Annotated in this window: 15 protein-coding genes and 2 riboswitches; of the genes, 2 read left to right on the top strand and 13 right to left on the bottom strand. The window is 58.3% G+C overall.

What is annotated here, in order from left to right; all coding sequences use genetic code 11:
* Positions 1–7: 7 nt before the first annotated feature.
* Positions 8–107, bottom strand: a riboswitch (purine riboswitch).
* 179 nt (positions 108–286) lie between these two features.
* The 6 genes from ACESLM_RS17965 to ACESLM_RS17940 all read right to left on the bottom strand — a co-directional run bounded on the left by ACESLM_RS17965 (position 287) and on the right by ACESLM_RS17940 (position 7,466).
* The gene (locus ACESLM_RS17965) at positions 287–2,260 is read right to left on the bottom strand and encodes an acyltransferase family protein (protein ID WP_372632946.1); all 1,974 of its coding nucleotides are present in this window, start codon (positions 2,258–2,260) and stop codon (positions 287–289) included.
* Between the two features lie 230 nt (positions 2,261–2,490).
* On the bottom strand, positions 2,491–2,925 hold the full coding sequence (locus ACESLM_RS17960; RefSeq protein WP_372632945.1) for a DUF2203 domain-containing protein: 435 nt from the start codon (positions 2,923–2,925) through the stop codon (positions 2,491–2,493).
* Between the two features lie 182 nt (positions 2,926–3,107).
* Positions 3,108–3,731 carry an FMN-dependent NADH-azoreductase gene (locus ACESLM_RS17955; RefSeq protein WP_372632944.1) on the bottom strand — a complete coding sequence of 208 codons (624 nt, stop codon included), beginning with the start codon at positions 3,729–3,731 and terminating at the stop codon, positions 3,108–3,110.
* A gap of 161 nt (positions 3,732–3,892) precedes the next feature.
* The gene (locus ACESLM_RS17950; RefSeq protein WP_372632943.1) at positions 3,893–4,552 is read right to left on the bottom strand and encodes a response regulator; all 660 of its coding nucleotides are present in this window, start codon (positions 4,550–4,552) and stop codon (positions 3,893–3,895) included.
* Positions 4,549–6,231, bottom strand: coding sequence for a GAF domain-containing sensor histidine kinase (locus ACESLM_RS17945; RefSeq protein WP_372632942.1), 1,683 nt, complete (start codon positions 6,229–6,231; stop codon positions 4,549–4,551). The genes ACESLM_RS17950 and ACESLM_RS17945 overlap by 4 nt, the downstream gene beginning before the upstream one ends.
* A gap of 299 nt (positions 6,232–6,530) precedes the next feature.
* Complete coding sequence (locus ACESLM_RS17940; RefSeq protein WP_372632941.1) at positions 6,531–7,466, bottom strand: VanW family protein; 936 nt, start codon at positions 7,464–7,466, stop codon at positions 6,531–6,533.
* Between the two features lie 166 nt (positions 7,467–7,632).
* On the opposite strand from ACESLM_RS17940, the gene ACESLM_RS17935 reads away from it, so the two are divergent.
* Positions 7,633–8,811 (top strand): hypothetical protein, encoded by a 1,179-nt coding sequence (locus tag ACESLM_RS17935; protein ID WP_372632940.1) that lies wholly within the window; start codon positions 7,633–7,635, stop codon positions 8,809–8,811.
* On the opposite strand, the gene ACESLM_RS17930 is transcribed toward ACESLM_RS17935, so the two are convergent.
* A complete protein-coding gene (locus ACESLM_RS17930; protein WP_372632939.1) occupies positions 8,790–10,289 on the bottom strand; it encodes an outer membrane protein assembly factor BamB family protein in 1,500 nt (499 codons plus the stop codon). The genes ACESLM_RS17935 and ACESLM_RS17930 overlap by 22 nt on opposite strands.
* 241 nt (positions 10,290–10,530) lie before the next feature.
* Positions 10,531–11,715, bottom strand: a complete 1,185-nt coding sequence (locus ACESLM_RS17925; RefSeq protein ID WP_372632938.1) for a KamA family radical SAM protein — start codon at positions 11,713–11,715, stop codon at positions 10,531–10,533.
* Between the two features lie 181 nt (positions 11,716–11,896).
* Positions 11,897–12,035, bottom strand: a riboswitch (cyclic di-AMP (ydaO/yuaA leader).
* A 107-nt stretch (positions 12,036–12,142) separates the two neighbouring features.
* On the opposite strand from ACESLM_RS17925, the gene ACESLM_RS17920 reads away from it, so the two are divergent.
* Positions 12,143–13,366 carry an AI-2E family transporter gene (locus ACESLM_RS17920; RefSeq protein ID WP_372632937.1) on the top strand — a complete coding sequence of 408 codons (1,224 nt, stop codon included), beginning with the start codon at positions 12,143–12,145 and terminating at the stop codon, positions 13,364–13,366.
* 322 nt (positions 13,367–13,688) lie between these two features.
* On the opposite strand, the gene ACESLM_RS17915 is transcribed toward ACESLM_RS17920, so the two are convergent.
* The 5 genes from ACESLM_RS17915 to ACESLM_RS17895 all read right to left on the bottom strand — a co-directional run.
* Entirely contained in the window at positions 13,689–15,407 is a 1,719-nt protein-coding gene (locus ACESLM_RS17915) for an ABC transporter ATP-binding protein (protein WP_372632936.1), read from the bottom strand.
* Between the two features lie 2 nt (positions 15,408–15,409).
* Positions 15,410–15,772 carry a hypothetical protein gene (locus ACESLM_RS17910; protein ID WP_372632935.1) on the bottom strand — a complete coding sequence of 121 codons (363 nt, stop codon included), beginning with the start codon at positions 15,770–15,772 and terminating at the stop codon, positions 15,410–15,412.
* Between the two features lie 157 nt (positions 15,773–15,929).
* Positions 15,930–16,256 (bottom strand): antibiotic biosynthesis monooxygenase, encoded by a 327-nt coding sequence (locus tag ACESLM_RS17905; protein ID WP_372632934.1) that lies wholly within the window; start codon positions 16,254–16,256, stop codon positions 15,930–15,932.
* Positions 16,257–16,277: 21 nt separating this feature from the next.
* Positions 16,278–17,450: an MFS transporter gene (locus tag ACESLM_RS17900; RefSeq protein WP_372632933.1), complete on the bottom strand. Its 1,173-nt coding sequence runs from the start codon at positions 17,448–17,450 to the stop codon at positions 16,278–16,280.
* Between the two features lie 79 nt (positions 17,451–17,529).
* Positions 17,530–19,671, bottom strand: a 2,142-nt coding sequence (locus tag ACESLM_RS17895; RefSeq protein ID WP_372632932.1) for an ATP-binding protein, incomplete at its 5' end; no start/stop codon positions are given.

The following is a 19,671-nucleotide window of genomic DNA, read 5'->3' as shown; positions in this document are numbered from 1 at the left end:
GGAACGCACGAAGCGACCCGATATTCGTAGCAAGGAAGTTAAGGCTTCCCGTAGAGACCCCCACCCTATAACTATGGGGTTATACGAACGTATGAAGTGCAAGTCAACAGGTTGAATGATACTGCCGCAGCCTCCGAATGTCAATAGGCGGCTGATTGGCAAACGGTCGGCAATAATTTCGTCAACAACACCCGCAGCAAGGGAAAGCCTGAACGTCTCTCGTTATCGGCGTTCAGACAGGGCAACGGCGAAAGGTATTTCGACATTTCGATTCACATCCCCCCCTCTACCCTGCTCTAAATTCCTTCGCCAGTATCGACGCGTAAAACTCCGCTCCTTGACGCTTCAGGTGAACGCCGTCTTTATAGAAAAAGTCGTCCTGTCCCTTGCTTGCGGAATACCAGTCCACCAGCTTGACATTGCCGTATTCGGATGCGGCCTTGTTCAGGGCGGAATTGACGTTGTTCTGCCATTTGCGCGGCACTCTGACGTTCACCAGCCATACTTCCCGCTTGTCTCCGATCCTCTCGATCAGCTTGGCGAGCTGTTTGGAGTTAAACGATCCGTTCGTGCCGAGTTCAATAACGACCCGATCACCTATCGAGCCTGACGCGATCATCGCTTCGACGACTTCCTGCGCATGCGTCATCTGGCGCCCTACTTGGCCGTCTATGACAATGCCTGGAAGAAGCTTCTCCAGGTACGGAGCCGCATCCAGCAGGACGGAATCGCCGATCGCCGTTATCCCTTTGCCGGCGCCCTGACCCGGCTTGGGCTTGCCGGGCTTATCCGCCGGCTTCGATGGCTTAGAGCCCTCCGCGCCCCCTGCTCCCGGTTGTCCCGACGGCTCAGACGGCTTGGTGCCTTCCACGACCCCAGCTCCCGGTTGTCCCGACGGCTCAGACGGCTTGGTGCCATCCGAAGCTCCGCTGTCCGGTTTCTCCGAAGCCGGCTTATCCCCTTCGGTCGCTCCCGGCTTCTCCTCCAGCGGAGGCCGTTCGGGAACGCTCTCCCCGGATGGGCCCTGGGAATCGGCATATACCGGCATCGTGGCGGCGGATTTGATGATCGCTCCATTAAGCGATACGGCCAGCAAGCACAGCGCGCATAGCGCAACGCCCGATGCAACCCTCTTGCCGCGCGCCGGAGCGGCCCGCAGCCGAGTCCGCCAGTTCTTCAACGCGCCTGTGCGAATCGGCTCTTCGACGAACTTCCACGACAGGGAGGCTAGAGCGAAGCTGACGGCGAGCTGAAGGATCATGCGAACCGGCTGGACGTCTCCCGTATCGGAGGCCGGGCTCGTTAACGCGATAACCGGGTAATGCCAGATATACAGGCTGTACGAGCGTACTCCGATCCATCTGAGCGGCCGACTGCCCAGAGCCCGGGCCAACAGGCCGGACGGGTGGGCAAGCGCCGCGATCGCCAGCGCGGACAGCGCGGAAAGCAGCGTCAGTCCTCCGTAATACAGAAATTGCCCGTACTCGTCCGCGGTCGCGATCATCCAGACGATCAACGCGAGGCCGACCGCGCCGAGCGCGTCCAGCCAATTCCGGGAACGCCTCGACACCCGCTCGCCAAGCCCCGCGCTTGGCCAGGCTACCGCAAGCGCTGCTCCGATCAGAAGGGCGAACACTCTCGTGTCGGTTCCGTAGTAGACGCGGCTCGGATCAAGGCCGGGAACGTAGAGCCAGGCCATCGCCAATGCCGAGATCAGCGCTCCTCCCAGAAGAAGCAGGATCAGCCTCCCTCTTCGCGGCGCGATTTTCACGCCGACCACGAGCAGCAGCGGCCAGAGCAGGTAAAACTGTTCTTCGATCGCCAGCGACCACAGATGACCGAGCGGCGACGGAGGCCCGAAGCTCTCGAAATAAGAAACCTCATGATAGATCAGCCACCAATTGTTGAAATAAAGCACCGCCGAAGCAAAATCTCCCTGAAGCTCCGCCAGACGGGACCGATCGAACAGCAGCAGCCATAGCGCCGTGCAAGCGAGCATAAGAAGCATAGCCGGCAGCAGCCGGCGCGCGCGCCTGATCCAGAACCCGGCCAGATCGACGCTTCTGGAGCGCCTCCATTCCGACAACAATTGATCCGTAATCAAATAGCCGGATAGAACGAAAAAGATGCCGACTCCGAGAAGTCCGCCCGGAGCCCAATTCAGGTTCAAATGGTAGGCGATAACGGCCAGAACGGATAACGCTCTCAATCCGTCCAGACCCGGCATGTAACGTCTGCTGCGGGGAATCGGTCCAGGCATGGGGGTTGCCCCCTGATGCGGGTTCGGGGAATGGCTCGCGGTGTCTTTCATGCTCTCATACCTTCTTCTCTGCGGGTGTTTTTTCGCGATATGGGCTAGACGTTTGAGCCTACGAAAAAGTTCGATCGGTTATTCAAGTTTTTTGTCCGCGCAACGCAAAAAAACCGCCCGATGAGCGGTCAGGTTCAGCCATGGCGCGACTTGGCGCATGTTCGTCTTCCAGCATTTAGCTAGTCTCGCGAATTCCGTTCCGGTCCTTCCGGCAACGCCCTCCGACCGACGAAGCCGTCGTGCCAACCATGGTAATGACCGACCCGATCCTCGCCTTCCTTCCAACAAAGCAGCGCCGGCTCCCCGTCGATCATCGCAGGGAAGTCGACCAATCCGGGATCGATCATTTTCAGCAGCACGCCCTTGCGCGAGAAATTCCCGATCATCAGATCCATCTCGATCCGCAGGAAATCCAGGCTGCTCTCCAATTCGAAGAACGGATCGTTATCGTGCGGCAGATCGGGGAAGGCATGCTTGTGAATCGCTTTGAACTTCAGCAGATCCCTGTGCTGGCTCTCTATTTTGCCCGCCAGCTCTTTAAGCGCCGCCAGTTCCGCCCTGATCCGCGGCAGCAGCTCGTTCGCTTCTTCGGCCGTAAACAGCTTATGCTCCACAACGTATCTACTCCTAACATGAGTGCTGATGACGCGCGATTAGCGAACCCATTCAATCCCATTATAGACAGACTGCGGCCCGCGCACAAATCCGAAACCGCGCAAACGCGAAAAGCCGCCTCGCAGGACCGGTGCGCGGGGCGCCGGCTAACGGGCGGTTTCTCGAAACGAATTCAGGACGATTAGAAGCCTGCTGCCGCTTTGTGCGCTTGCTCCACGCCTTGAGAAATGATCTCTTGGGCTTTGTCCGGCAGTTGGTTGTGGCCTTCGACGATAATGTTCTCGAACTGGGTGACGCCGAAGAACGCCATGATGTTGCGGATGTAGTTGAAGGACATTTCCGCAGCAGCCGCAGGGCCTTCGGAATAGATGCCGCCGCGCGCGTTCAGCAGCGCGACCTTCTTGTCCGGAATGAGGCCGACCGGGCCTTGCTCCGTATATTTGAACGTTTTGCCTGCTTCGTAGATGTAGTCGACGTACGTGTGCAGCACGGCCGGAATCGTCAGGTTCCACAGCGGGAAGCCGAATACGACTTTGTCCGCGGCGAGAAACTGATCCAGGTACTTATGCTTGACGGCGACCGCTTCTTGCTCTTCCGGGGTCAGTTCGATGCCGCGAGCCGCTTTGAAGCTGCCGTTGATCATGTTCGCGTTCAGGTAAGGCAGGCTTTCCTTGAACAGGTCGAGCTCGACGACTTCGTCCTCCGGATGGTTCTTCTTGTAGCTTTCCAGGAATGCTTCGTACAGCTTTACGCTGACCGCTTGATCTCCGCGGTCGTTGGCTTTGACGAACAGTACAGTGCTCATATTTGTATAGCCTCCACTTTATTTAATTAAGTAACTACAGTAACTATAATCATATTTCCGATTGCGCACATCGGCTTTAAGACCGAATTCAACGCATGAAAAAATCCTCCGAAGACGGAGGACCGGTCTTAAGACTATAGTCGTAGAAATAGAAAAAGGGCTTATTCCGCAGGAGGAAAAACCGACACCGCGTACAGGGCGGCTTGCGTCCGGTCGGTCAGATGCAGCTTGCTCAAAATGCTGCTGACGTGCGTCTTGACCGTCTTCTCGGCAACAACAAGCGTCTGCGCGATTTCCTTGTTGCTGAGCCCCTTCGTCAGCTGCTCCAGCACTTCCAGCTCCCTTGGCGTCAGCGAATCGAGCGCCTCCTTGGCGGGCGCGGCTTTCGGCTCGCTCGCCGTCGGCGACAGCTGGGACAGAATGACGCCGGAAATGTCCGGGTGCAGCTGGACGTTGCCTTTGTAAGCGCTGCGGATCGCTTCGACGAGCTGGTCGGGTTCCACTTCCTTCAGCATGTAGCCGATCGCTCCGGTCCGCAGCGCCGGAACGACGTGGCTGCGGTCGGAGAAGCTCGTCAGCACGAGCACTTTCACTTCGGGATGGCTCTCCGCGATCAAGCGGCTTGCCTCGATCCCGTCCATGACGGGCATGTTCAAATCCATGAGGACGATATCCGGCTTAAGGCTCGCCGTCATCTCTACCGCTTCTTGCCCGTTGTGAGCCTCGCCCACGATTTCGAAATCCGGCTGCAAGGAAAGAAAAAACGAAATTCCTTTTAATACGATCTGATGGTCGTCCGCCAGCAATAATTTAATCTTCACAGCCGTTGCTTCTCCTCCGCGCATTTCTCTTCTTCGCACTTCTTCTCTATGACGTGCACCGGGATTCTCACTTTGACGGTCGAGGGCGTTCCCCTGCCTCCGTAAATCGCGATCTCGCCGCCGAGCGACTCCGCTCTCTCCCGCATCGACATCAAGCCCATCGATCTTCTGCCTTTTTTACCGCCCCGTCCGAATCCTTTGCCCCTGTCCATGATCTCAAGCACCGCTTCGGCCTCGGTCTTCGTCAACCGGACATAGGCAGCGATCGTTCCGGCGTGCTTCTTCACGTTGTTGAGCGCCTCCTGCCCGATCCGCCACAGCGCTTCCTCGATCGCTCTCGGCAAATCCATGACGCCCTCCGCCTGCTCGAACACGGTCAATCCGATCCGCTGGCCATACTCCTTCAGAGCCGGAAGCAGCCCGTTCTCGAGTCCGGCGGGCCTAAGCTGCCAGATGAGTGCTCGCATTTCCTTAAGCACCTCTTGGGACAGCGAGCCGATCTCTCTCAGCGAATCCGCGACGACCGGCTCCTTGCCCGCGATCATCGCCTCCGCGCCCTTGGCCAGGAACGACAGGGAGAACACCTTCTGCATGACCGAATCGTGCAGATCGCGGGCCATCCGGTTGCGCTCCTCCACTAGAGCCAGCTCGTTGCGCTGCTCGTTCAGGCGCATGTTCTCGAAGCACAGCGTCAGATGGTCGCCGAGCGAATACATGAAATCTTCCGGATAGTCCTCGAACAGCTTGTTGCGGGGACTGCTGAGAAGCAGCACGCCGAAAGGCCGTCCTCGCAACCTGAGCGGAATGGCGGCGGCCGAACCGCTCGGCGGCAGGTCCAGACTGTTCAGCACTTCCTTGCAGGCGGCTCCGTCATGCGCTTCGATGACCAACCGGTTGTCGCGATATGCCGTCCAAACGATGCCGGCCTGCTCCATCTCCAGCTCCTGCCATCGTTCATGGATCCGGTTGTCCTTGTACTGCGCCCACAGGGACAGCTCCTCGTTCTTGCTCGTGAACAAGGCAACGTTCGGCCATTCGAACGCGTCTCCGATCATCCGTACCGCCTTCACGGGCAATTGGCCGGGCTCCAGGACGGAGTTCATCTGCTGAATGACGTTGCCCAGCTTCGCGTAGAGCAGCGCGTTGCGCTCCTGCGCCTGATACAGACGGATGCGCTTGATCGCCATCCCGATCTGAAGCGCGACGGCGTGAAGCAGCGCCAGCTCGTCTTCGCTAAACCGCTCCTTGCCCGCCTCGGCCACGTTAAGCAGCCCGAATCTCTCGCTGCCGGCCATAAGCGGCACGGTAGCGTGATGCGTAAAGTTGCCCGTATCGCCGATTCCGTGCTTGATCGCGTAGTTGATCCGATTGCATTCGATAATGTTGACCGCGCGTTCCAGCCTATGATTCTTGTAGCTCTCGATACAGTAGCAATCTTCCCCGCACATGAGGGCGTAGTTGCCGCCAGTCAGCGCGGACGGCACGTTCAGCGCGGCCGGACATTCGTAGCCCTTCTCGTCGTCGGCCATCAGGAAAATCCAGCCGGTCGTAAATCCGGTCACCTGAAGCAGCTTCTTCAAGACGCCGTTCAGGATCGTGTCCATCTCGTTGCTCGAATTGAGCGCCTCCGCGATTTCCTTCAACGCGATCAGCTCGTTCGCGCGAATTACCCGACTCATCCCGCTCTCTTCCTTCCGGAAATCTGATTGTACAGATGAGTATAACCAATTCGTTCTCCATGCGAAAGAGGCTGGGTTATGTCGTTAGGGCAACAACAGAAAATGATCGATTAGTGAACATGGGGATATATCTCCTTTCGCTGCTGATACGGACATGAAATTTTGAATTGATTAACCCGTAACAGGGTAATTTCATGACCGTATGAGGCAGATGCTTCGCTCTACAGGAGATATATCCCCATTCTTTTTATCGATCATTTTTATTGCCCTGACTTATAACCCAGCCCCCCGCATGGAGACTACGGAACGATGATATGATGGACATCGCGGTCCGCTGGCACTTCCTCGGGAAGTTTCTTCGAGGCGCTCGGCACTTCGCGGGGACGGTTGTGGATTTCGTCGGCGGAGTAGATCAGCACCGTCGTCTGACCCGCTCCGGCGAATGAGCGGATGAGAACGGGATGGTCGTAAGGATTGCTGAACACGAAGTCCGGTCCGTACCAGCTCACCGTCGCATCCCGCCCCGGCGGCACGTAGGGTACGTTGCGGCTGTGGGAATAGCGCTGAACGATCGTGAGTCCGGCCCGGTCCACCGCGTTGAACAGCGTGGATGACACTTGGCAGATGCCGCCTCCGATCCCTTCCGACACTTCTCCTCTTACGATCACTTTGGCGCGGCGATAACCCCGGCTTGCCGTGCGCTCTCCGAGCGACTCGTTGAACGAGAACGATTCGCCGGGAAATACGTAACGGTTGTTCAGCGCCTTGGCCGCCAAGTCGATGTTGTGGGATCGACTTTTGTTGTTCGAATTGTAGTAGGTCGTATAGTAGCCGATCATCTTCTCTTTGATCGAGCTCAGAAGCTCGCTGTCCACTCTCGGGTATACGGCTCTGCGCGGCGCTTCCAGGGAGTCGCTTCCCCCTTCGACCATGTAGCGATAGAAGCTCCGCTCCCAGGCCGGCCGGTCGAGCCTGTAGCCGACTTTCTCCGCGACGATCGCTCCGGATGCGTCCAGCACGGCATTCGTCGGCGGACGATTCGCCAGCTTCTCGACCCGGTTCGTAAGCTCCGATAATTTAACGTCGTTAACGATAGGCAGTCCCGGTAAAGGAAATTCATAGTCCGAGCGGCGAACGACGGCGATCTCCCTTCCGTCGGAAGTCACCGTAAGTTGATCCGGCAACGATACCGTTTGCGCGAGCATCAGCATGCCGACGATCCATTTCCAAGCCAAGTCGATCCCTCGATTCGATGAAGTCAACGATTCACGCTCGTCTGCGCCGGACTGCGCGTTCTTCATTACGTTGCGCGAAACTCGCCGGCCTTATGCCACATAATCATTCCATCGTTCGCCGAAAATAACGATAGACTCGGACACGGACCAGAAAGGAAGAAACAGGATGACCCGACTAATGCGGCTGCAGGCATGGCGCCGGATCGGCGCAATCTTAACCGCCGCGCTTGGTCTGGCGTGCGTCTGCGGCTTGCCGGCGTTAGCCAGGGCTCCGACAGCCCCTGAGCGGCCTCGGATAGAGATGTCCGTGCGCGCCAGTCAAGCCGCCGACATGTTCAGCGAGCTGTCGATCGACAGTCCGGCGCTCGCTGCGCGGATCGCCCGGGCGGAGCGCCTGCCGGCGGAACGCGCGGACTGCTATACGGACATGGAAGTCGCGATTCGGGATGCCCAAGGACGAAACAAACGGTACCGCCTGGAACGAAAGGGCAATCTGTGGGACGAAGCGGCGCAGCAGATGCTGCGGCTCTCCCCCGATGCGTCGCAACGACTGCTCGCTTACGCGGAGACGCTGCGATGGAGGCATTATGGGGAGCTCATGGACTGGAACGAAGCCCGGAACGTCGTTACGCGCAAAAGCCTGTTCACCATTGTCGATCTGGAGAGCGGGCTCAGCTTTCGCGTGCAGCGACGCGCCGGCAGCGATCATGCCGACGTGCAGCCGGTCTCGCGGGAAGATTCGAAAGTCATGAAGCAGATTTACGGGGGCAAGTGGAGCTGGCAGCGCAGAGCGATCGTCGTCTCCAAAGACGGCGCGCGAATAGCCGCTTCCATGAATGGCATGCCCCACGGAGGGGATGGCATTCCGGATAACGGCTTTAACGGCCACTTCTGCGTGCATTTCCTCGGCAGCAGCTCTCACCGCTCCAACACGCCCGACCCTGCGCATCAGCTGATGGTGCACAAGGCAAGCGGGAGCCTGCGCAGCTACTTCAATTCCGCCTCTCCGCAAGTGCTGGCGGCCAGCTTCGTCGAAGCGCTGAACCAGAAGGACGGCGAGATGCTGCGGCTGATCTGGTCCGATGCGTCCGCCGACCGCATCGAAGCGATGGATCGGCTGATCGGACGATTGGAATCGATCTACGTCAAGCGAACCCGCACCGCGGAACACGACGACGTTCAAGATGACAAGCTGTCGGCTGCGGTCGCGCTCCCCCTGCTCGTTCGCTTGCAGGATCGGGGAACGCTCCATGGCGAGCTGCGTTTCGAGTTCGCTCGAAGCTCCCCGCATTTGCCGTGGCGAATCGTCGAAGTCGCCTCCGATCATTCCAGCTTGATTCCGTAAAGCTTGCCGTCTCGCGAAGCGACGACCGCATAATCGCCGAACACCGCCGGGGACGCTTCGATGTTGGCGCCGAGCGCCAAGCTTCCGCGAACTCGGCCGTCCCTGGCCGAGACGACGGAGACGACCCCGCCGGAATCGGCTTGAAGCAGATGGGCGTTGCCCTGCGAATCGTAGACGTCGGTCGGAGACGACCAGGCGTAGCGCTTCATCGGCAGCCGCCACGCTTCTTTGCCGGTCTTTTTGTCCAAGGCGACCATCAGACCGGCGCCGAGCGTCCCGTAGCGCGCGATCGTGAACACGACGAGATCGGAGATGTTCCCTTTGCCAACGACGGGGGTCGCAAGCACGCCGCCGTTCACGGGGTGATCCCCTCCGACGATGGAGAGGCATTCGTATTTCGCCTGCCAGACGACTTGACCGGTCAGGCCGTTTATTTTGCGCAAGTAGGCGTAGCCTTTGTTCCCCTGCTTGTCGACCTCAGTCCCCGTATACAAGTACGGAACATCGTTCTCGGCCTCGACGACGATCGTCGCATCCGTGTCGTCCAGCGGCGGAAGCGCCCAGACCGGCTCGTTCGTCCGCACGTTCATCGCCAGCAGGCTGCCTCCGTTATCGGCAAAATAGGCGAAGTCCCCGTAAGCGGCGACGGAATTTTCGATGCCCTGGTAGGCGTTCGCGCTTATCTTATAACGGAATTTGCTGACGATCGGCTTGATCGACAGCGTCTTCCGCTGCGGATCGAACGACGTATTGAGCTTCACGCGGTAAAACAATCCGTTCTCCCCGCCCACGGTCAGCGTATCGTCCAACCGGTTGAACAAAGCCGAACCGTCGAACGCGCCCCATCTCCGGTAAGCAAACGAATCGATGCCGTTTACGCGGAGCAGCCTTGTCTGATCGATCAGGCTGTACAGGTTGAATCCGATCGTTCCGTTCTCGGGAATGCCCTCTCCCACGTACAACAGCGGATAACCTCTCGCATCGACGGACACGCTGCCTTTGATCGGATTGCCGACTTTGATCGGGTTTCTCGTCTCCTCGCCCGTCTCCAGCTCCAGGAAATAGACGTAACCGTCCAAGGAAGCGTAGATCACTTCCGTAAAATCCGGCTTGGAGCGAAACTTCGCCTTTACGTTCATCGCCTGCAGCACTTCCGGCTTCCATCTGACGATCGCCGGCTGTCCCGTCCAACCCGCGCCGCCGCCCCATGAGCTGCTTTTCGTCTTTTTCTCCCAGACGACCTTGGGCCGGTACGTCCGCATCTCCGCGGTGCCGTAGGACGGAGCGTTCCTTGCTCCCCCGCCGCGAAACCCGAGCACTCCCTCGATCTCCGTGTACGCTTCGGGAAAAGGTTGGGAGCCTGCCTGCTTGCCGCTCCATTGCCCGGAGCGAACGCCCGCCGCGTCCGCGATTCCTTGCGCCGCGAGCAGGATGATCAGCATGAATACGACCGTTTTGCTCCCCTTCGACACGCCCATCCATTCCTCCATATATTGGAATGAATAGATTTTACCTTCCTGCGGGCAAGAAGCATGTCAAACGGTCGACGGGAAACCGCGGAACCTTTGTCGCTTTGGGTTGCATTCGAGCGGAACGCGCGAAAAAAAACCGGCCCGCAAGCTGCCGGGGAGCGACCGTTGTCGTCGCCCGGCTTGCGGGTCGGCCCTTCGCAGGGCGGATCTGTTCAGAACGGCCCGAAGGCTCGCTTCGGCGCGTCCGTCAGCTCGGAACCTCCGCTCTTCTCTCCCGCTTGCGCGGGACGTCCGGGAGCTCGTTCACGGATACGACTTCCTTCGTCCGCTTCGCCGGCTTCTTCCAATAGCGCTCGCTTCCCGGAAGATCGTCGAACCAAGAGGCGTCGTCGGGGCAATCCAGCATCATGAACTTGCCGTAATTGCCGTCTCGGGACTGGTGGTACTTCAGGTAGGCTTTGCCGTTCTCGATCGCCAAAATTTCGATTTTCCCGGACGTATGGCTCATCGACAGGCGCACCCTTTTCCCCAGACCGGAAGTGCGCGCCTTCGCCTTCTCCACGATGTCGTACACCCGGGCCAGCGGCAGCACGAAATCGTTGTTGCCCGCCACCGGACGATTGATGAAGAAATAGTAGGGCGTCACGCCCGCCCAGCTCAGCCGGTCGAGCAGCTCGCCAAGCACCTCGGGATCGTCGTTGATGCCTCTGAGCACCGGAGTCTGGTTGACCACGATCGCGCCGGCGTCGTGCAGCGCCTGGAAGCCGCGCACCGCTTCGGGCGTAATCTCGCGCGGATGGTTGATATGGGCCATGACGTAGATTCGCTTGTTCGCGTCGGAAAACTCGCGAATCGTCTCCAGCAGCTCCTCGTCCTCGTAGATCCGCATCGGGTTGAAGACGGGAATTTTCGAACCGAGCCGGATAATCTTCACATGCTCGATTTCGCGCAATCTATGCAAAATGGCGCGCAGTTTAGGCGTGGCGAGAATGAGACTGTCGCCTCCGGTCAGCAGGACGTTGCTGATCTCGGGATGGTTCGCGATGTATTGCAAGCCCGGTTCGATGTCCGAGGTCGCCTCCTTGACGTCGTTGCGGAACAACCGCTTGCGAAAGCAATATCGGCAGTAAGCCCCGCACACCTCGGAGACGATCAGCAGCGCGGTCGACGAATACTTGTGCTGGCAGCCTTTGACGACGTAGTTCGTATCCTCGTCCGAAGCGTCCCAGCGTCCGTACTCCTCCAGCTCTCCCTCGTTCGGGATGACCAGCTTGCGAATCGGATCGTGCGGATCGTCCCAATCGATCAGATTCAAATAATACTCGTTCACCCGAAACACGAATTTCTCGGTGATTTTCTTCAGCTTCTCACGTTGTTCCTCGGGGATGCGAGAGATTTTTCCGATATCGGTGATATACTTTGGTTGCGGCATTCGGCCTTCCTCCTCCAGGTATATTCAGTCGAATTCGAGAACGAATCCGTTCCAAGCCCCGCTATACCCCCTTTCGTCTCAAGACAAAAATAAACCCCGTCCGCGGCAGACCATCTCCTGCTGCGTACAAGGGCCGAAAAAGACAGAAAAAGACCCTTAGCGGGTCAAAAGAATGAGCAACTTATGACCCATCCAGTGCAAACGAGGTTAGCTGACGGGCTCGGGATAGATGGTTCCCTACATTCTCGCTGAATGATTCGCCCCAAAAACTTGGTTCCCCCGCTTTCCGGAAGTTTCCGGAAACTAAGCTTAAATTCACTATAATTTAATCCCTCCACCCTGTCAACCTTTGATAGCGCCCGGGTTTCGACGATTTGTACGACGGGATTCGCGTCGGTTACAATGGAAGAAAGAAGGAGGAACATTCATGCACAGCGCTCGCAAACTATCGGACGGAATTAAAGGGCTGATCGACCGGAAGTTCGTTCTGTTTCTGTTCGTCATTCTGCTCATCGGCCTGAACATCTTCATTCTGGAGAAAATCTCGTACATCTTCCATCCGTTTATCGTCGTTCTGGAGACCGTATTTCTGCCGTTCCTGCTGACCGGAGTCGCCTATTATTTGCTCAATCCGATCGTCGACTTCCTGGAACACCGGAAAGTTAAACGCGTATACTCCATCTTCGGACTTTATCTCGTTATTCTGACCGTGCTTACGCTCATCATCATGAAGGTCGTTCCCTTGCTCAGCGAGCAAATCGCCAGTCTGATCTCGCAGTTCCCTACATACACGCACAATGCGCAGCAGAAATTCGAGGAACTGATCGGCAACGAGTACTTCAACGAGCTACAGAGCATGCTCGGCATCGACACGGCCAGGCTGGCCGACGAGTTCTCCTCGCGCGTATCGACGATTCTGAGCAACGCCTGGTCCGGAATCGGCGGAGTGGTAGGCAAAATCACCGAGACGGTACTGGCGATCATTACGGTGCCGTTCGTCCTGTTCTACCTGCTCAAGGACCGCAAGAAGCTTGTCCCGTTCGTGCTCGGCTTCGTGCCGACCCGCCTGAGAGGCCGATCCTTCGGCGTCATGCTGGAGATGAACCACCAGATCAGTTCGTACATCCGCGGACAAATCATCGTCAGCGCCTGCATCGGCGTGCTTCTCTATATCGGTTATCTCATTATCGGCCTCGACTACTCCCTCGTGCTTGCGGTCATCGCCGCCTGTACGAGCATCGTGCCCTATCTCGGGCCTGCGATCGCGATTACGCCGGCGCTCATCGTCGCCATGATGACCTCCCCGATCATGCTGATCAAAATGATCGTCATCTGGACGATCGTGCAGCTGATCGAAGGCAAGTTCATCTCGCCGCAAATTATGGGCAAGACGATGCGCGTCCATCCGATCACGATCATCTTCGTCATAATCGCGGCCGGCAACCTGTTCGGCATGATCGGCATCATTCTCGCCGTTCCGGGCTACGCGATTCTGAAGGTCATCTCGACCCATCTGTTCCGCTGGTTCAAGGGGCGCACGGGGCTGTACGATGCGGCTTCTCCCGCTCCTGATCCCGATCTTGCGACGCCTGCCGAACTTGCCCAGCCTGCCGCTCCAGCCTCGCGAGGACCGACCGATTCGGCGGAATAACCGCTTCGGAGCCGCTCGTAGCCAATACTGGCATTCAGGCTTCTCTTATAAGCGATTTCGTTTTTAAGGGGCTGTCCCATAAGCCAATCAAGTTGCTGTGAAAGCTAATCGATGATAAAGGTGCAAGGGGTATGTACCTCCTTCCGATGCTATACGCTTCTGAAACCTGAATGGGTAAACCCGTGATAAGGTGGTTTCAGGAGCGTATGAGGCATTCTCCAGGAGGTACATACCCCTACTTTGTCTATCGATCATCTCAAGCAACTCTGCTTATGGAACAGCCCCTTGCCTTATCGCTTATTTAGACGATATCGCAATCGACTCAAGCATGCTGATACTGAGCCTGATGAAGCCGGCTGTAGATGCCGCCGGACGCGATCAGGTCCTGATGGCTGCCCTGCTCGGCGATGCCGTTCTCATCGACGACGATGATGCGGTCGGCGTTCTTGATCGTCGCCAGCCGGTGCGCGATGACGAGCGTCGTGCGGCCGACGGACAGCTCGGACAGCGACTGCTGGATCGCGGCTTCGGTCTCGGTGTCGAGCGCCGACGTCGCTTCGTCGAGGATGAGGATCGGCGGGTTCTTCAGGAACATCCGCGCGATCGCCATCCGCTGCTTCTGGCCGCCGGACAGCTTGACGCCGCGCTCGCCGATGATCGTGTTCATTCCTTCCGGAAGCTGCTTGATCATGTCCTCAAGCGAGGCCCGTCTGGCCGCCTCCCAGATCTGCTCGTCGGTCGCCTTCAGATCGCCGTAAGCGATATTCTCGCGGATCGAGCCTGAGAACAGGAAGACGTCCTGCTGCACGATGCCGATGTTGCGGCGCAGCGACTTCAGCGTCAGATTGCGGATGTCCATGCCGTCGACGGTAATGCTTCCCCCCGTGACGTCGTAGAATCGCGGCAGCAGGCTGCAGATCGTCGTCTTGCCGGCGCCCGAAGGTCCGACGAATGCAATCGTCTCCCCCGCGCGGATGGACAGGTCGACTCCCTTGAACACGTCCCGCCCTTCCTCGTAGCCGAACGACACGTTCTCGAAGCGGATGTCGCCGCGCAGCGTATCGACCTCTACCGCGTCCTTGCCATCCACGATGTCCGGCTCCGTGTCGATGACCTCGACGTAGCGCTTAAAGCCGGCAATTCCTTTCGGATAACTCTCGATCACGGCATTGATCTTCTCGATCGGCCGGAAGAAAATGTTAGACAGCAACAGAAACGCCATAAATTCCCCAAGCTCGATCCGGCCGTCGATGAAAAACCAAGCTCCGCACACCATGACGAATATCGTGATGAGGCGCATCAGCATGTACGTCACCGAGAAGCTCTTCGCCATCGTCTTGTAGGCGAGCAGCTTCGTCTCGCGGAAATTGCGGTTGTCGACGGAGAACAGCTTCTTCTCGTGCTCCTCGTTGGCGAACGACTGCACGACGCGAATGCCGCCAACGTTCTCCTCGATCCGGGCGTTAAAGCTGCCGACGTTGCCGAACAGCCGCTGGTACGTGCTCGTCATCTTGCCTCCGAACACGATAATCAGCCAAGCCATGATCGGAATGATGATGAACGTAAGCAGCGCCAGCTCCAGGTTGATGTAGGCCATCAGCGTGAAGGAGCCCGCCAGCGTCATGACCGCGATGAAAATGTCCTCGGGACCGTGATGGGCGATCTCCCCGATGTCGTTCAGATCGTTCGTCACCCGGCCGACGAGATGCCCGGTCTTGTGGTTGTCGAAAAACCGGAACGACAGCTTCTGGATATGATCGAACATTTTCCGGCGCATGTCGGTCTCGATGTTGATGCCCAGCATGTGCCCCCAATAGGTGACGATGTAGTTCAGCACCGTGTTAAGCGCGTAGACTCCGAGCAGACCGATGCTGGCCAGCACGATCATCTGCCAATCGCCGTTCGGCAGCAGATCGTCGATGAAAGCGCTGACCGCCAGCGGAAAGCCCAGCTCGAGCAGCCCCGCGATCACCGCGCAAGTAAAATCGAGAATGAATAAACCTTTATAAGGACGGTAATACGAGAAAAACCTGCGAAGCATCGTTAATTGTTCCCCTCTCCTTCGTCAGCCGGACGTTGCGGCGCCGGCTCCTCTCCGACCTCCTGAAGATCGAACAGATGGACGTACTCTTCGATAACCTGATCCAACGCTTTCAGCTCTCCCGACAGCACCGGCCGAATGGCCTCGAACTCCGGCTGCGCGAGCTGTCTGGCCAGCGTCGCGCGCTTGACTCTCAACTGCTCCAGAAACATCAGAACGCGGCCTCTTCTGAACGTCTGCGCGCCCCGGGCCTCGCGCCCGCCCTGAAAGCCCCGCGAACCGCGATGCCCATGTCCGTGCCCGTGAGACTCCCCTCGGTGCCCGCGGCCGCGGTCGCCGCCCTCTTCGCGATGTCCCATTCTCATCGGCAATTCCTCCTTCGTATACAAATGTATACAGTTCGTTGTGTATACAAATGTATACGAAAACAAAGTCGGCGTCAACTTATTTTAAAGGGCATGCCCTTCCCGCCGTTGCGCTCGCGGGACAAGCATGCCCTTCGTCTCTCGGGTCCGTTCGGGACTATTGTCCGAACTTCCCCTTCCTGACTTTGTTCACGTCGTACATGTTGACGGTCGTGCTGATGACGTAGTCGGGAGGAGTTTGTCCGTTGCTATTGCGATGCCCTTGAATGTGTTCGGGGCTCTTCTCCCAGTTTTTCCAGGCTTCCTCGGACTCCCAGCGAATGATGACGACGACTTCGTCGATGTCCTTGCTCCGCTTGTTCGTCATAACGGTAATGTCGATCAGACCTTCCCGTTCATCGAGAACGCCTTCCTGGCTGAATCTCTCGACGACTTTGTCGGCATTCCCCTTCTGCACCGCGATCGTTCTCGTCTGAATAAGCATCGGCTACTCCTCCTTGTAATCCTATTTATTGTACAGCTTGGGCCGCAGCAACACGACGCACTGAATCGCAACGGAGATCAGCACGAGACCGGCGGGAATATAGAAGATGTCTGAGGAGATGCCCGGGACGACAAGCGGCAGCATGTAGCCGACGAGCGACGCGGTCTGCGTGATGAAGACGTACAGACTGGCTCCGAAGCCTGCGCGATGGATGAACATCCGCTGCACGTACCCCATCGCCACTCCGAGCAGAACGGATACGAAGAAGGAATACAGCGGCTGCATCGTAAAATACACCGCCAGCGAATCTGTCTGCGCATACACGATATAGGTGATGAAAGCGCCGATGGCCGCGAACAGAATGAGCCGCTTGCTGCCGTATTTCGCCGCCCAATATCCCGCAGCCGTCATGAACAGCAGCTCGAACACCGCCTGGGCGCTCCACAGATAGGAGGCGTAACGGGGATCTCCGAACTTCCCGCTGACGACTAGCGGCAAGTAAAGCCCGCGGATCGCGTCGGCGCAGGAGAGCAGCAGCAGCGCGATCAGCATGGCCAGGGAATACGGCTCCCCTCCCGCCGCCCGCTTCGCTCCCGGCTCCGTCTCGACCTCGCGATACAGCAACAGCAGCGCGAACAGCGCGGCATAGCCGAGCAGATTGCCCCACAGCACGCCCCGGAAGGACGCGAGCAGATAGACATTCGCCCCGATGAGCAAGCCCGAGAAGAATCCGACGCTGAACGTCGCCCGCAGCCACAGCTGCGAGATCTCCACGATGTCCGGCGCCCAGAGGGTATAATGGTTGCGGGCCATCGCGAACATCTGGCCCATAATCATGCCGGACGGCGCGCTCGCAAGCGCCATGCCGATCAGAGCAGGCGCGAAGCCGTCCGCCCGCATGTATACCAGCAGGCCGCAGGCGCACAAGGCCGCCGCAACCATCGGAATCGCCTTCCGCCTTCTCAACCGGTCGCTGATTAATCCCACTGCCACGGTCAACAGCATGTTCAGCAGCAGCGAGCTGCTGAACACCCAGGTGATCTGCGCCTTCGTCAAGCCGATGCCGTCCTTCATATAGACGGCGTTCATCGGCGCGAGAACCCCGACGCCGATGCCGTACAGGAACATGGCCGCCACAAGCGCCCATGCCCAGCGAATTCGTATAAATCGCCGAAAATCGGATGCAACTCTCACGAATCGATATCTCCCGTCATAAAGTTAAAACGCTCTAACTTTCATCCCGCAGTCCGCCCGAACCGGACGCTGCAGCGGCTCAGGCCGGCGGCAGCGCCGAACCTGGCAGCCGAATCTCCACGCTCGTCCCGATCCCGGGCTTGCTGCGGAAGCTCATCGTGCCTTTATGATTCGAGATGATGCGCTGGCTGACCATGAGGCCCAGCCCGTTGCCCGAAGATTTACTCGTGAAGAACGGCTCCCCGAGTCTGTCCATATGCTCTTCCGCGATGCCCCGGCCTTGATCGGTCACCCGAACGACCGCGGTCTCCTCTTCGCGGAACAGCTCGATCCCGATTTCTCCGCCGCTTTCTTCCATCGCTTCCAGGCTATTCTTGATCACGTTGATGAACACCTGCTTCAACTGGTTCCCGTCGCATACGATCGGGCCGACGTTGTCCGCGACGCTTGTCCGGAAGTGAACGTTCACAAGACTCGCCTGCGGTTCGAGCAGCGAGGTCAAGTCGCCCAGCAGCTCCGACAGATCGGTCGGCCTGAATTGGCTGATCTGCGGCTTGGCCAGCACGAGAAATTCGCTGACGATCAAGTTGATCCGGGCCAGCTCGGGAAGCATGATGTCCAAGTACGAGGCAGGCAGAGACCCCTGCTTCTGTCCCAGCTGGACGAAGCCGCTCAGCGTCGTCAGCGGATTGCGTATTTCGTGCGCCACGCCCGCGGCGAGCTGCCCGATGACCGACAGCTTCTCGGTGCGCCGGATCGCTTCCTCGGCCTGCTTCCTCGCCGTGATATTCCGCGAGATTTCCGCGATCGCCACGACCTCTTCCCGTTCGTCCCGGATCGGAGATACCGTGATGCTGACGTCGATCCGTTCTCCTTCCTTCGTCAGGCGAACCGTCTCGAAGTCGGTGACCGATTCGCCTGTCGCCACGCGCGCCCGAATCGCCTCGTACTCCGGCTTCAGATCGTCCGGGACGATCGACGGCTCCCGGCCGAGCACGTCTTCGGGGAACCAGCCGTAGATCGTTCCGAACGCCTTGTTCGCCTGGATCGCCGCTCCGTGCAAATCCGTGACGTGAATGGCGTCCGAAGTGTGGTTGACGAACGATTCCAAGTATTCCTTCGTGCTCCGGAGCTCCTCCGCCGAATCCCTCAGCTTGCCCATATACGTCTGCAAGTTGTCCGCCATCGCGTTCACCCGCGAAGACAGCGTGCCGAGCTCGTCGCGGCTGCGCACCTCGATTCGGCTTCCGAATCGGCCGACCGCGATTTCGTTGACGTAATCGACGATATGCCGCAGCGGCCGAATCATCGCTCCCGAGATGAAATAGCTGGTTATCCAGACGAGAACGAGAAGTCCGGCGGAGATGACCGCGAGCAGAAACAGCTGATGGTCCAACGCCTCCTTGATCGATCCGTAGTCGAAAATGACGCTGACGACATAGCGTTTCTCATCCTGCAGCGGAATGAAGCTCTTGAACACTTCCCTGCCTTCGACCTTGAACTTGGCCGTAGCCACTTCTCCGGTCCCAGCCGCCTGCTTGACGAAAGCGACATCCTTCTCTTTGTCCGCGTAGGCGTATTCGCCGAACGGCACGTCCAGGACGTCGAGATTGCGAACCGGCTTGCCCTTCTTCATCTTGACGATCTGAGGCTTGCCGAAAAACTCGGGATCGAAGCCCGTAATCGCCAAAATGTCCTCGTTGCCGGACATGACGCTGCGAATAAACGCGTTCGTCCCGATCTTGTTCTCGTAGTCGAGAAACACTTGCGCATTCACATAAGGGTTAATGATGTAATCGGTCGTTCCGTCGTAGTAGTACCCCCACTTGTGAATCCGGTCCGGATCGGAGGAAGCGTACTGGTACGGGCCCGACCAATAATGGTTCAGCTTCTGTCCTTGCTCGATCGTCACCTGGCCGTCGTCCAACAGCTGGTTAAACGCCGCATACCAGTAATCCATCGTCTTCGAGCCCATGTTCAGTTCCTTCGGATCGGAGGAACGGAGCACCTGGATGTCATCCCCCGTCCGCTTCCACAGCGAAATATGCTCGACTCCGAGCTTGCCGCTCAGTTCCGCAAGCTGTTCGTTCCGAACCCGGTCGAGCCGCGGATCGAGCTCGTTCTTGGCCGCGATCGCCACCGTCCGCAGCTTCTCTCCGATCATGGCTTCCATCAGCCGCTTCGATTTCTCCGCGGCGTCCCGATTTGCGCCAAACTGCTT

The organism is Cohnella sp. (assembly GCF_041641335.1).
Taxonomy (GTDB): Bacteria; Bacillota; Bacilli; order Paenibacillales; family Paenibacillaceae; genus Cohnella.
Note: the sequence above shows the minus strand (reverse complement) of the source record. Positions and strands in the feature narration are given on the sequence as shown.

Coding starts and splice junctions, on each gene's coding strand:
- ACESLM_RS17965 (WP_372632946.1), bottom strand. CDS start 2,260: ATGCCTGGACCGATTCCCCGCAGCAGACGTTACATGCCGGGTCTGGAC.
- ACESLM_RS17955 (WP_372632944.1), bottom strand. CDS start 3,731: ATGAGCACTGTACTGTTCGTCAAAGCCAACGACCGCGGAGATCAAGCG.
- ACESLM_RS17945 (WP_372632942.1), bottom strand. CDS start 6,231: ATGAGTCGGGTAATTCGCGCGAACGAGCTGATCGCGTTGAAGGAAATC.
- ACESLM_RS17935 (WP_372632940.1), top strand. CDS start 7,633: ATGACCCGACTAATGCGGCTGCAGGCATGGCGCCGGATCGGCGCAATC.
- ACESLM_RS17930 (WP_372632939.1), bottom strand. CDS start 10,289: ATGGGCGTGTCGAAGGGGAGCAAAACGGTCGTATTCATGCTGATCATC.
- ACESLM_RS17925 (WP_372632938.1), bottom strand. CDS start 11,715: ATGCCGCAACCAAAGTATATCACCGATATCGGAAAAATCTCTCGCATC.
- ACESLM_RS17920 (WP_372632937.1), top strand. CDS start 12,143: ATGCACAGCGCTCGCAAACTATCGGACGGAATTAAAGGGCTGATCGAC.
- ACESLM_RS17915 (WP_372632936.1), bottom strand. CDS start 15,407: ATGCTTCGCAGGTTTTTCTCGTATTACCGTCCTTATAAAGGTTTATTC.
- ACESLM_RS17910 (WP_372632935.1), bottom strand. CDS start 15,772: ATGAGAATGGGACATCGCGAAGAGGGCGGCGACCGCGGCCGCGGGCAC.
- ACESLM_RS17905 (WP_372632934.1), bottom strand. CDS start 16,256: ATGCTTATTCAGACGAGAACGATCGCGGTGCAGAAGGGGAATGCCGAC.